12 protein-coding genes are annotated in these 11,963 nt (G+C 46.6%); 4 read left to right on the forward strand and 8 right to left on the reverse strand.

Annotation, left to right across the window (positions count from 1 at the left end):
- Positions 1-37 precede the first annotated feature (37 nt).
- Positions 38-889, forward strand: a complete 852-nt coding sequence (locus AC58UW_RS00335) for an AraC family transcriptional regulator (RefSeq protein WP_497418734.1) — start codon at positions 38-40, stop codon at positions 887-889.
- Between the two features lie 40 nt (positions 890-929).
- Here AC58UW_RS00335 and AC58UW_RS00340 read toward each other — a convergent pair whose 3' ends face one another.
- From AC58UW_RS00340 to AC58UW_RS00355, 4 genes are all read right to left on the reverse strand, one after another.
- Entirely contained in the window at positions 930-1,835 is a 906-nt protein-coding gene (locus AC58UW_RS00340) for an S-layer homology domain-containing protein (RefSeq protein WP_497418735.1), read from the reverse strand.
- A gap of 217 nt (positions 1,836-2,052) precedes the next feature.
- Entirely contained in the window at positions 2,053-2,907 is an 855-nt protein-coding gene (locus AC58UW_RS00345) for an SDR family oxidoreductase (protein WP_497418736.1), read from the reverse strand.
- Between the two features lie 2 nt (positions 2,908-2,909).
- Complete coding sequence (gene uxuA / locus AC58UW_RS00350) at positions 2,910-3,992, reverse strand: mannonate dehydratase (RefSeq protein WP_497418737.1); 1,083 nt, start codon at positions 3,990-3,992, stop codon at positions 2,910-2,912.
- 25 nt (positions 3,993-4,017) lie between these two features.
- The gene (locus tag AC58UW_RS00355) at positions 4,018-4,674 is read right to left on the reverse strand and encodes a GntR family transcriptional regulator (RefSeq protein ID WP_497419305.1); all 657 of its coding nucleotides are present in this window, start codon (positions 4,672-4,674) and stop codon (positions 4,018-4,020) included.
- Between the two features lie 219 nt (positions 4,675-4,893).
- On the opposite strand from AC58UW_RS00355, the gene pdxR reads away from it, so the two are divergent.
- Positions 4,894-6,333, forward strand: coding sequence for a MocR-like pyridoxine biosynthesis transcription factor PdxR (pdxR, locus tag AC58UW_RS00360; protein WP_497418738.1), 1,440 nt, complete (start codon positions 4,894-4,896; stop codon positions 6,331-6,333).
- 364 nt (positions 6,334-6,697) lie between these two features.
- Here pdxR and AC58UW_RS00365 read toward each other — a convergent pair whose 3' ends face one another.
- A complete protein-coding gene (locus AC58UW_RS00365) occupies positions 6,698-6,916 on the reverse strand; it encodes a hypothetical protein (RefSeq protein ID WP_497418739.1) in 219 nt (72 codons plus the stop codon).
- A gap of 230 nt (positions 6,917-7,146) precedes the next feature.
- On the opposite strand from AC58UW_RS00365, the gene rfbF reads away from it, so the two are divergent.
- Entirely contained in the window at positions 7,147-7,917 is a 771-nt protein-coding gene (rfbF, locus tag AC58UW_RS00370; protein WP_497418740.1) for a glucose-1-phosphate cytidylyltransferase, read from the forward strand.
- Between the two features lie 43 nt (positions 7,918-7,960).
- Positions 7,961-8,950, forward strand: coding sequence for a glycosyltransferase family 2 protein (locus AC58UW_RS00375; protein ID WP_497418741.1), 990 nt, complete (start codon positions 7,961-7,963; stop codon positions 8,948-8,950).
- 180 nt (positions 8,951-9,130) lie between these two features.
- On the opposite strand, the gene AC58UW_RS00380 is transcribed toward AC58UW_RS00375, so the two are convergent.
- The 3 genes from AC58UW_RS00380 to AC58UW_RS00390 are packed head-to-tail and all read right to left on the reverse strand — an operon-like array spanning position 9,131 to position 11,962.
- Positions 9,131-10,261, reverse strand: a complete 1,131-nt coding sequence (locus tag AC58UW_RS00380) for a DegT/DnrJ/EryC1/StrS family aminotransferase (protein WP_497418742.1) — start codon at positions 10,259-10,261, stop codon at positions 9,131-9,133.
- A complete protein-coding gene (locus AC58UW_RS00385; protein WP_497418743.1) occupies positions 10,252-10,956 on the reverse strand; it encodes a GNAT family N-acetyltransferase in 705 nt (234 codons plus the stop codon). Before AC58UW_RS00385 ends, AC58UW_RS00380 begins: the two co-directional genes overlap by 10 nt.
- A 7-nt stretch (positions 10,957-10,963) precedes the next feature.
- Entirely contained in the window at positions 10,964-11,962 is a 999-nt protein-coding gene (locus AC58UW_RS00390) for a glycosyltransferase family 2 protein (RefSeq protein ID WP_497418744.1), read from the reverse strand.
- Between the last annotated feature and the right edge of the window lies 1 nt (position 11,963).

Here is an 11,963-nt window from a genome sequence, read left to right on the forward strand (position 1 = left end):
CTGTAAACCTATTCATTCTTGCAAAAGGGGATGGAGAATGAGCACTATATTCTTAAAGCGCCCGGTCTTGGAAGGCGCGATTGCTTTTCATCGCAGAATAGGAGAAAGCTGTCATTTTCCCCTTCACCGTCATGAAGCCATGATGGAGATTCTTTTTGTAGCCGAAGGAGAAGCGGACTATTGGATTGACGGTAAGCATTATGAAGCGCGAGCCGGGGATTTCGTCATATTTCATCCACTTGTCTGGCATGAGGAGAGGTCTCGTACGCATACACCATTTTCCTTTTATTATGCGGGATTTCACTCTCTGCAGATCGAAGGATTGCCGGCGAATTGCCTTTTGGAGGACAACGAACAGCCCGTGTTCTCTGTGCGTTCCAATGATGAGCGGATAAAGCGTCTCTTTCAAGAGCTCTGCGATGAGGTGAACGAAGGCTGGTCGGAGACGTTAACTTCCGCCGATCTGCTGCTAGAGCTGGTACTTTTGGAAGTACACCGAACGAAACAGCATCCTTCTGGACAAAAAGCGCGTTTGCCCACACGAGCTGCCATAACAAAGGCAAGACGATACATTGAAGAACAGTATCATGAACCACTGACGATCAAACAAATTGCCGACCACGTTTATCTAAGTCCATCGCATCTTAGCCACTTGTTTCGAGACGCCTACGGAGAGAGTCCCATTCAATTTGCTATTCGCCAGCGCATTCATGCTGCCCGCCGTTATTTGACGACAACCGCGCTTTCAGTGGAGCAAATTGCAGGATTAGTCGGATATGAGAGTGTCACAGCCTTTCAAAGTTTGTTTAAAAAAGCGACGGGGTACGCTCCAGGAACGTTTCGGAAAGAAACTCTCCGACAAACTCCGCAGGCCGTTAATACGCAATAAAAAAAGTGCTTCTCTCATGACGAGGAAGCACTTTTGGTTCTTATTTTACGGCTGGTGCAGCTACCGCTTTGTATTTGGAAGAAACATACGTTACAGCTTTTGGTTCAGTAATCATTTCAGCGTTCATGGAGTCTGGTTGCGGATCAACCAGCTTGTAAGAAATAACGGCATTGCCGTCCTCTCCAAATTGGATACCAGTAATTTCAATGCTGTAGCCCGCAGTAGGTTTGGACTCGCGAGACAATGTCACTTTGTTAACATCGTCGGAAACTTTTTCAACATTAACTGCAACGGTTTCTGTTGGTACTGGAACCTGTGTATGTGCGTCCAACACTTTGCTAGCGTTATAAACCCAAGTTGCTGCTTCGCCGCGTGTAATTACTGCTTTCGGGCTTAGCTTGCCATTGTTGTCGAGCGCGGCAATTTTATATGCGAGCATACGCTGCAGAGCACCTTGATACTCTGGTGTAATTTGGTCAGCATCTTTAATATCCGCCGGTTTGATGTTAATCATAGGGAAATTGCCTTTTTTCTCAAGTGCACGCATCAAGAGCGCCCCGAATTGCTCACGTGTAATTGTTGCGTTCGGGTTCACATCTTTCGGAAGATCTACGCCGTTGTAATGAGCGATGATGAATGCCTCGGCATACCACGAGTCATTTTGGATATTTGTATAGAAGTCAGAAGCCAGCGGCTGCTTGACGAAACGGAGCAAGTCCATGTTCAGATCCAAACCTTTTACAATGATCTGTACAGATTGCGCATAACTGATTTGTCCTTTAGGAGCGAAATGTTCGTGATCCACACCACTTACAACCCCTCGATCATGCAGGGCATTAATCGCCTCGGCTTGTCCGCTTTCAACATCCGAGAAGGCAAATGCGGTATTGAATGATAGTGCTCCTAACAAAACAGTCGATAATGCTGCAGTAGCTAATTTTTTCACAGTAACTATTCTCCTTTTAATAAGTAATTTTTTTTACCCTTTCGAGTTACCTATTAAACGGAGCAGTTTCAAAAAAGGTTGCACGCGTTTGAAATTTTTTTTCGAAAAGCTATGTAACATGGTGAAAACCATCGCGGAACTACGCTAATAAGGAGCAGATGCGCCTCAAATTAGCCAAAAAGCTGCCGTTTTCACGGCAGCCCATCCCATCCATCCCTTATACGCCCGAGTAAGCCATGAATCCGCCATCCACCGGAATGGTGGCGCCGGTTACGAAGCCGGACATGTTCGGATCCGTTAGCCAAAGCAGCGTGCCGAGCAGATCCTCAGGTTTCCCGAAACGACGCATCGGCGTATGGGAAATGATTTTGTGCGAGCGCTCAGTAAGCGTGCCGTCTTCCTTCAACAGCAGCTTCTCGTTCTGCTTCGTCAAGAAGAACCCCGGCGCAATCGCGTTGACGCGAATGCCGCTTTCCGCCAAGTGCACAGCTAACCACTGCGTGAAGTTATCGATGGCGGCTTTGGCAGCGCTGTAAGCCGGAACTTTCGTCATCGGCGAAGGCGCGCTCATCGACGAAATATTGATGACGGTCGCGTCTTGTCGACCGATCATTTGCTTTGTAAAAATCTGCGTCGGAATCAACGTTCCCACAAAGTTCAAGTCAAGCACATTGCGGAAGCCTGTCACGCTAAGATCATAGAAGGTCTGGATGTCCGGATTCGCCAAGTCCTCCAGCTTGAACGTTTCGTTCGTCGTATTCGCACTGGCATGATTGCCTCCGGCGCCATTGATCAAGATATCACACGGTCCAAGCTGCTCCATGATCGCTTCTGCCGCTTGCGCTACACTCACTGCATCCGTTACGTCGCAGGACAATGCAATGGCTTCACCGCCTGCTGCGGCAATCTCATCCGCAACCTCCTGCCCTTTTTCCACGCTGCGGTTCAGAATGGCGATTCGTCCGCCTTGACGCGCGAGTTCCAATGCCATGACCCGGCACAATACGCCGGCTCCTCCTGTAATAACAACAACTTTGCCTTGCAATGCTGGAAAATTCGTAATGCCTTTCATATCTAGTCCCCCATCCTTCCTGATTGTAATTTTCTGCGGTTTGCGTCCCATAATCCCCATAAATACATAATACCGAGCGCCCGATCATACAGGCCGTAACCGGGTCTGCACTGCTCGTCCCAAATATGACGTCCATGATCCGGACGGCAAAATCCTTCATAATTATTCTCATGAAGCGCATTCACAATCCCGGCGATGTCTACTGTGCCATCTGTTGTCCGATGCGAAGTTTCAATGAAATCACCGTTGTCATACACGCGAACATTGCGGATGTGCGCAAATGGAATACGATCCGCGAACTCATTCACGATCGCAACGATATCATTCGCCGGATTCGCTCCGAGCGATCCGCTGCACATTGTAAGGCCGTTGTATGGACTATCCACAAGTCCTAGGAAACGGCGAATATTGGCTTGGCCCGTAATAATGCGCGGTAGTCCAAAAATTGGCCAAGGCGGGTCATCCGGATGGATCGCCATGCGAATATCATATTTAGCTGCGAAAGGAATGATGGCTTCAAGGAAATATTTGGCATTGTCGAATAGCTGCTCCTCCGACACATCGCGATAGGCATCGAATAGTTCAGTCAGACGTCCTAGACGCTCCGGCTCCCAGCCCGGCATTGTGAAGTTCGGATTGGCGTTAATCCGCTGCACCTGTTCCTCCAAGTTCAGATGGGCAACTTTTTCTTTTTCATAAAATAGCGCTGTGGATCCATCTTCCAATTCCTTATGCAGATCAGTCCTTACCCAGTCAAAAACGGGCATAAAGTTATAACAGATCACTTTCACGCCGACCTCAGCCAGCTTCACGATCGTCTTCTTATAATTGTCTATGTAGATATCGCGGCTAGGCAGCCCAAGCTTGATATCTTCATGAATGTTAACGCTTTCGACGACCTTCATATGAAGACCAGCCTTATCAGCTGATTCTTTGATCTGCAAAATTTTATCCATCGGCCACTCTTCACCAGCCGGAACATCGTGTAGCGCCCAAACAATGCCCTCTACACCAGGAATTTGCTTGATTTGCTCAAGTGTTACCGTATCGTTGCCTTCGCCAAACCAGCGAAATACCATTTTCATTGTCGTTAGCGCCTCCTGCCATTCCTTATTTGAAATACGTCGGAAATTTCTCCTTCAATACGGTTTGATCCGCAATCGTGAGGTGAAGATGGGTGTTCATCACTTGTTCCGCCTTGCCGGCTTCGTGATGTTCAATCGCATCCAACATCTGTTCGTGCTGTTCATACAGCTCATCCCATCTATGATCCGCGGCCAGTCTGAGCATGCGAGTCCGGTTCAGATGAACATTCACTTGCTGGATGACTGCCCAGGTATTCAGCTTCTTGCATCCCTCAAAGATCGTCCGGTGGAACGCTTCATCCAATTCAAACATCTTCTTAAAATCCTTCTCCCGCATGGAAACTTGCTGATAGGCGAGATTAGATCGAAGCTGCTGCATCGAATCCGCAGGAAAATTAACACATGCTAAGGAAATGACAGCCCGCTCGAGCTGTTCTCGAATAAAGCGAGCTTCCTCCACTCGCTCCAAATCGATCAGGGAAACAACCGTACCTCGCTGCGGGTAGATATCAAGCAAACCTTCTTGGGATAACTGAGCGAAGCTCTCGCGAACCGGTGTTCGGCTCACACCAAATTGCACCGAGATTTCCTTCTCTGAAATACCTGTTCCCGGCAGCAAGTCCAGCATAAGAATTTGCTCCTTAAGAGCATGATAGACGGCATCGCGGGTCGTACTGATCATTGGTTTGATATACAATGTTTAGATTCACCTCCCAGATTCAATCGCTATTACCATACTACCATACAAGTATGGTAGTACGAAAGAGGTTTCTTCCTGTTCATCATTTTGGAACATTCTAGGATAACTTGGCACCAATCTGCCTGCACCCGAGATGATATAATTGGTTTGCAATATTTTCTCCAACTAGGAAATACTTTAAGTGAAGGTGTTGACACCGCGATGTGGAAGCCAGATCGATCCATTAAGAAGCCAATTTATCAGCAAATCGCTGACTATATAGAACGAAGAATAACATTCGGAGAATTCCCGCCAGGCAGTTCGCTGCCTTCCGAAAGAAAGTTAGCGGACAACCTTGGGGTAAACCGCAGTACGGTTATCCTTGCTTATGAAGAGCTGCGTGCTTCCGGTATTATTGAAAGCGCCAAAGGAAGCGGCACTAGGGTGACTAAGCATAAATGGGGAATTACGCCGAAACAAACCCCCAATTGGAAAACATATGTGGAAGGCGGCACCTTCCTGCCGAATCTGCCCTTCATCCGGCGAATTCGCGAAGAGCTGCGGATAGCCCCTGAAGCCATCGATTTTGCAAGCGGCGAACTTTCGACCGATTTATTCCCGAATGACATCATCCGCGAGCTCCTGCAAACAAAGTCTTTCCAGGAGGATCTCGGCTACGATGATCCGCAAGGGTATTCCCCGCTTAGGGAAACCCTCGTTCACTTTCTTGAGACGCAGCTGGATATCCACAGCACGGAATCATCCATTCTGATTACTTCCGGCTCGCAGCAGTCTCTTTATTTAATTACACAGTGCCTGCTGAGTCCCGGGGACGCTGTTGCTATTGAAGATCCCTCCTACTGTTATTCGTTACCGATGTTTCAATCAGCGGGACTTCGGCTGTTTCGTTTGCCTGTCGATGAGGAGGGGATGAATCCGGATGATATTATCGCCTTGCATCGGCAGCACCGAATCCGCATGCTATTTGTTAACCCTAACTTTCAAAATCCAACCGGAAGCGTCCTCTCGCTTGAACGCAAAACTCGCTTGCTCCACATTGCCTCAGAGCTTGGCATCCCAATTGTCGAGGATGATCCGTTCACGTTAACAGCTTTTGACGGGACTCCGCCGCCGACTTTAAAATCACTAGATAAAACCGGCAATGTCTTATACATTGGCTCATTATCCAAAATTGCTGCATCCGGCTTGCGCATTGGCTGGTTACTAGCTCCTCAAGCCGTAGTAAGCCGTTTAACGGATGCGCGGCAGCAAATGGATTTTGGCTTAAGCCGCATCCCACAGTGGGTCGCCAACCATTTTATTGCCGATGGTCATTTCGAGAATCAAATTCATCTTTTGCGTAAAAGCTTAACGTATAAACGCGATGTCCTTATGTCCGGCTTGCAAGACATCATGGGCAGCTCCGTCTCCTTCATGGAACCGCAGGGCGGGCTGAATCTTTGGTGTAAATTCAATCGCGAGGTCGATGATTTCAAGCTGTTGGATGAAGCGATCAAGCGAGGTGTGCTGTTCGTGCCGGGGAGCGTTTACGGTTCGGATCAAGGGCATATGCGCGTCAGCTTTGCAAGACCGCGTCAAGACGAGATCCGTCCGGGCCTTGCCCAGCTATTCGAAGCGTTGCAACATCACAAAAAAGCCTGACGGATGAAACTCCGACAGGCTATGGTGTTAGCTACTTAACTTGCTCACTGAGAGAATGATTCCCAAAGACTCCAGTCGAACAAATGGAAAAACTACCGTTAATCAGCGCAGCTCAGTGGCTGGAAAGGCAATAGCGGTAATAACTCCATCTATATCGGTGGTAGTTACCTGAAATTTGGTAGATGTGTTGAAATTAGCGGTACTATATCCAGTTAGCTCCCCAAAAGTGGAGCAATTGCGGAAATTAGCAGGAGTAATCGGCGTTATTCAGAAGCAAGTAGTCCGTCCACTCCCTTGCCCAGTCCTCAGCGGCAGACGTAAAAAAGACCATCTTTGCCATCATGCTGCAAAGATGCGGTCCTTCTTATTGAATTAAATACCAAATATATGCCACCAACGCCAACAAACCCGCTGCGATCGACACCACATACAAAGAGGTGAGACGCGCCCATTTTATCCCCGTTTTCTGGAAGTATGTGGTGTCGCCTTCCCTGTTTTTACGAGAAAAGCCAATCATCACCGTTGTAACCAATCCAAATAGCAAGATAAGCGAAAAAATCGCATAGTAGATATACATGTTCATAGTGATTACCCCATTTTAGTTTATTAGATGCCCTGTTGTCCTCATTATAGCGAAAAGTGGTCGTGCTTTCATCCTCCACTTCTGCGCTTTTTCAACCATCCAATTTGATAATTCCGTTACATATACACCCATTTATACATATCTATTTATAGTTGTCTCTGTCAATTCAACGAGATTTACATATGATATAGCAAGCTAGTTTTTAGAAACATAGAAAGGAGGAATGAGGGATGAAAGTTGTAATTCTAGCTGGCGGACTTGGCACCAGATTTCGTGAAGAAACCCATTCCAAGCCAAAACCTATGATTCTCATCGGTGAAAAGCCAATTCTGTGGCATATTATGAAAATCTACTCCTTTTATGGTTTTAATGAGTTTATTATATGCCTAGGATATAAAGGGCAAGTTATTAAAGACTTTTTTGCCAACTATCCCCTGCACGCTTCCGATGTAACGATTGACTTGCAAACAAACACCATTCAGTATCTTACATCGCCAGCAGAACCCTGGCAAATTACACTCGTGCACACAGGTGACGAGACGATGACGGGCGGACGAATTAAGCGAATACAGAATTATATCGGTGATGAGCCTTTCCTCTTAACGTACGGAGACGGATTGACCAACGTGAACATTCCTGAAGTCGTGAAGTTTCACCAAGATCACGGCAAATTTGCCACACTGACAGCGGTTCAGCCTACGGCTAGGTTTGGTTCGCTTATTTTTGGAAAAGGCACAGAGATTACTAAATTTCAAGAGAAGCCAAAAGGTGAAGGCGGCTGGGTAAACGGTGGATTCTTTGTCTTGGAGCCTCAGGTTTTCAATTATATCGACGGTGACCCGACCCATTTCGAAAAGGAGCCTTTGGAGAAGTTAGCTGCCTCCGGGCAACTGCATGCATATAAGCATGATGACTTCTGGTATGCCATGGATACGCTTCGCGATCAACAACAGTTACAAAAGCTTTGGGACTCAGGCCAAGCTCCATGGAAAATTTGGTAATTCGCCGAGCACCAGCTAATACCGGTGAAAAAGGAGGAGTACGATGACGCCACTTGTAAGTATTTTGCTGCCAACCTTTGATCGTCCACAGTTTCTGAAGCAAGCGTTAGTCAGCGCACTAAACCAAACTTATTCCCATATTGAAATTATCATTTGCGATAATAGCCAAAATAATGCAACTAAGCAAGTGGTGAATTCGTACTTGACCTCACCGAACGGCAGCAAGATTAAGTACGTTAGAAACGAAACAAACATCGGTCCAACTGCAAACCAGCAGAAGTGTTTCCAACTTGCAAATGGCGAGTATATCAACTACTTAATGGATGACGACTTGTTTCATCCGAGAAAAATCGAGCTCATGCTTCCTTACCTGATTGCTAATCCCAAAATTGGACTCGTCACCTCGCTGAAACAAATTATTAATCAAGTTGGGGAACCCGTTAGAATCTCTCATGCTCCCCCATTTAAACTATCCACGACAAAAAAGCCTGCCATCAACGGGCAAGCCTTGATCCAAAGTATGCTGACTGACACCAAAAACTTCATTGGCGAGCCGACAACGGTTCTTTTTAGAAAAGCCGATCTGCTTGAGCCTTTTGGCACTTTTGCCGGAAAACAAGCGTATAACAACGTCGATGTAGCCTCTTGGATCGCTTTGCTAGTCAATAAAGATGCCGTATTTCTTGAAGAACCTTTGAGCTCCTTCCGCAAACATCCTACACAATTAACCAACACACTTTTGTCACAAATGGGATGTGAATGCGATTGGATAGACGCTACCCTTTTGGCAAAAAAACAGCACATTTTTAACGACTCTTCCACGTTTGTCAAGATCGTAAACCGACTAGGAAAAACTGTGCTGGACAATTTTTCAAAGTGGAATGAAGCCACCAATGGGTTATATCTGGATGAATTGCTGATAAGAGTGCGTCAACTAGTAACTGTAAGCGAGAAGACCAAAAAACTATCCTCTCTCACCAAGGACTTGAAGAAACTCGCTCAACAGCTCGAAAATAGAAAGAAACCGGCTTAATAACAAACGAGGTTTGCGATGTAAGAATCGCAGCCTCAAGATAGAACAAGCTCTAAGGCCTGCTAAAGTTGCAGGTCTTTTAAGTATGCGCAGTCGAATTTCAGCTAATGCTCATAAAAATAGACCGATCCTGCACAAGGCATTCGGTCTATACTAAGTTTCCTGGATTCAACTGTTCACTTAAGGCGTGTAAGATTGTACGCTCTCAATGACATACGTAATCTCTTCATCCGTTAAGTCAGGGAACAAAGGGAGAGTAACGAGTTCTCGCCAAAGCGTATCCGCTACCGGCGTCTCTGCCTTATAAGGAACAAAGAGCGGATGCATCGTCAGCGGCATATAATGCACGCCGGTCGAAACACCTTTTTTCTTCATGTGCAGAATAAACTGCTCTCTCTCCTTCACACGAACAACAAATGCCCAATAGGAAGAGTCGTTCAAGTTGTAGGGAATGGCTGGCTGGACAAGGTTGTTGCCTGCAAGACCGGCTACGTATTGACGAATAATCTCTTCTCTTCGGCGGTTCATCGTATCGAGCTTTGCCAACTGAACGAGGCCAATGGAGGCCATAAGATCATTCATATTGTACTTGTAGCCAATGTCGGATATTTCATAGTACCAGCTGTTGGCATCCGCATGATACGAAGCGTTTTCTTCGTAACGCTCCCAGGTATCTTTGTTGATCCCGACCCAGCGTGAATGCCGCAAAGGCCGCAGCAGCTCAGGATCGCCCGACGAAATCATCCCGCCATCACCGGTTGTCATACATTTTTTCTCCTCAAAACTAAAGCATCCTATGTCGCCCCAAGTTCCAAGGGCTTTGCCCAAATATTTCCCTCCGGCCGAGTGCGCCGTATCCTCAATAACCTTCAAGCCACGCGCCCTAGCCCACGGCATCAGGTGGTCCATAGGGACAGGATGACCCATAAAATGAACGGGAATGACCGCTACGCAATCTGGATCATATTTCCGCTCCAAATCTTCCAAGCTGATACCAAAGGTCGTTTCATCTACATCCACAAACACTGGAACCAGCCCATTGTATAGAACGGCCATCGCGGTTGCCGCAAATGTGACGACAGGAACCAGCACTTTTTTACCTTTGGGGAATTGAAAAGCAGATAGAGCAAGGTGCAGCGCAGCCGTGCAGGAATTGACCCCTACCGATTCAGCGCAGCCGATATAGTCGCTCCATTTTTTCTCAAACTCGCCTACTCGGGGACCTAGTCCAAGCCATGCTTTATTAAATACTTGCTTAATGCTTTCCAGTTCGTCATTGCCAACAGATGGCTTGAACAGCCTTATGTCCACGATTTCCCCACCTCCATACCGAGCTCAATCATTTTACCGAATCTGCTCATAAAAGCTGCCCGGGTAACGACCATCGTGACCATTTCACGTTCAGGCTCACCTGTCGATTGACCCTCAACGGGTACCCAGCGAATCACTTCGCCCACAACTTCTTTGCGCAGCGGTGTACGCTTCACTTCCACAGCTCCTAAAGTCTCATAAATATGAATCGCGCGAACATTATCCGAAAGTACATTCAGATATCCTTTTTGTAAGCCTAACTCACGCAAACTCCATGCGCCTAAAGTAAGCAGAGCATGCATCACAATATTGCCATATCGTCCTTTACGGCCTCTTAGTAAATTATCGTACTCACAAGTGTTGGCCACTTCATCATAGTGCATTAAACCAATTTGACCGATTGGCGTCTGCTCCTCATCCTCTAGAATAAATAAAATCCGGTCATCCACTTCAAGGATCTGATGTTGTGCCCATGCCCTTGTGCCTTCCTCATTCGCAGGGAATTGTGTGGCAAACCACTGGCCGGCGGCAAGCCTCCAGTCCATTAGCGCTTTAATGACTTCCTCATTCTCAATGGATTCCATCGTTAGCGGCTTAAGTTGGCCAAGCACCTTGCCATCGACGATGATGGGCAAACAATACGACGAGATTTGATCGCTACGCGCTTGTTTATATTCCCGTAGAATCGATTTCACCGATTAATCACCCTTTCTTTTTCACATTCGTTTGCTTGATCAATTTATTGATCGTGTCTTGAAGCTGTGAAGGATTGAATGGCTGAATCGGCTTTTGGTTCGACTTTTGGTTCGGTTTCTTATTCGCACCTTGAAGCAGTTTCTGATTCATTTGCTGAAGCGTCTGTTGGTTCGTTCTCTGATTGTTATTCTGTTTCTTCTTCCCTTGCTGTTTCTCAAAGTCTTTGATCATTTGTTGTGTCGCATACCCCTGATTGACGGCAAAAAACTTAAAGGTTTCGATATCCATTTGGGCCACCTCTTTGGCCATCTCATGCTGCGACAATTGCTCTGTGTGATATCGCAAATAGCTGAGCGGCTGGACCATGTAGACGCCTTTTCCTTTGCTTAACAAACTCAGCCAACTCGCCATGTCCACAGCAAAATAGGCCTGTCTGCCCAGCAGCACGCCAAAGGGCTCCGCCAAAGCATTTCTTCGAAATAGAACCGTTGTCGGCTCGCCTAAATAATTGATTCGGTCTTCCAGCATTCTCTTTGTAAGCACTCGGCCGTCGACTACCGTATCTTTCATGTACAATTGTTTAAAAGTTCCAAAAGGCGGAACATAGATTTGACGGCCTGCAGCGTTAATCACTCTTCGCTGCGATGTGACCATCGTGACATCGGGATACTGTATGAAGTAAGCCATCATTTTTTCTATTTTTTGCAGGTGAAACAAGTCATCGTCCATGAGATAATTAATAAACTCACCAGTTGCCAAGTCCAAGCATTGCTGCTGATTCGCGATCGGACCCAAGTTTTGAGGGTTTTTGTAATATTTGATCTTTGTACCGCCCGGCATCGCTTGATATTTTTGGACGACAAGCTCCGTCTGAGTGTTGTCACTGTTATCACTAACGATAATCTCAATATTGTCATATGTCTGGTTAAACGCACTCTGCAGCGCTTGTTCGAAATAATGGGGCCTGTTGTAGGTTGGAATTAGAATACTAACAAGTGGATTCATC

Source organism: Paenibacillus sp. J22R160, from assembly GCF_059692135.1.

What these genes read in the sequence shown, in the direction of transcription:
- AC58UW_RS00335 (WP_497418734.1), top strand. Translation starts at nt 38, where the DNA reads ATGAGCACTATATTCTTAAAGCGCCCGGTCTTGGAAGGCGCGATTGCT.
- AC58UW_RS00345 (WP_497418736.1), bottom strand. Translation starts at nt 2,907, where the DNA reads ATGAAAGGCATTACGAATTTTCCAGCATTGCAAGGCAAAGTTGTTGTT.
- uxuA (WP_497418737.1), bottom strand. Translation starts at nt 3,992, where the DNA reads ATGAAAATGGTATTTCGCTGGTTTGGCGAAGGCAACGATACGGTAACA.
- AC58UW_RS00355 (WP_497419305.1), bottom strand. Translation starts at nt 4,674, where the DNA reads ATGATCAGTACGACCCGCGATGCCGTCTATCATGCTCTTAAGGAGCAA.
- pdxR (WP_497418738.1), top strand. Translation starts at nt 4,894, where the DNA reads ATGTGGAAGCCAGATCGATCCATTAAGAAGCCAATTTATCAGCAAATC.
- AC58UW_RS00365 (WP_497418739.1), bottom strand. Translation starts at nt 6,916, where the DNA reads ATGAACATGTATATCTACTATGCGATTTTTTCGCTTATCTTGCTATTT.
- rfbF (WP_497418740.1), top strand. Translation starts at nt 7,147, where the DNA reads ATGAAAGTTGTAATTCTAGCTGGCGGACTTGGCACCAGATTTCGTGAA.
- AC58UW_RS00375 (WP_497418741.1), top strand. Translation starts at nt 7,961, where the DNA reads ATGACGCCACTTGTAAGTATTTTGCTGCCAACCTTTGATCGTCCACAG.
- AC58UW_RS00390 (WP_497418744.1), bottom strand. Translation starts at nt 11,962, where the DNA reads ATGAATCCACTTGTTAGTATTCTAATTCCAACCTACAACAGGCCCCAT.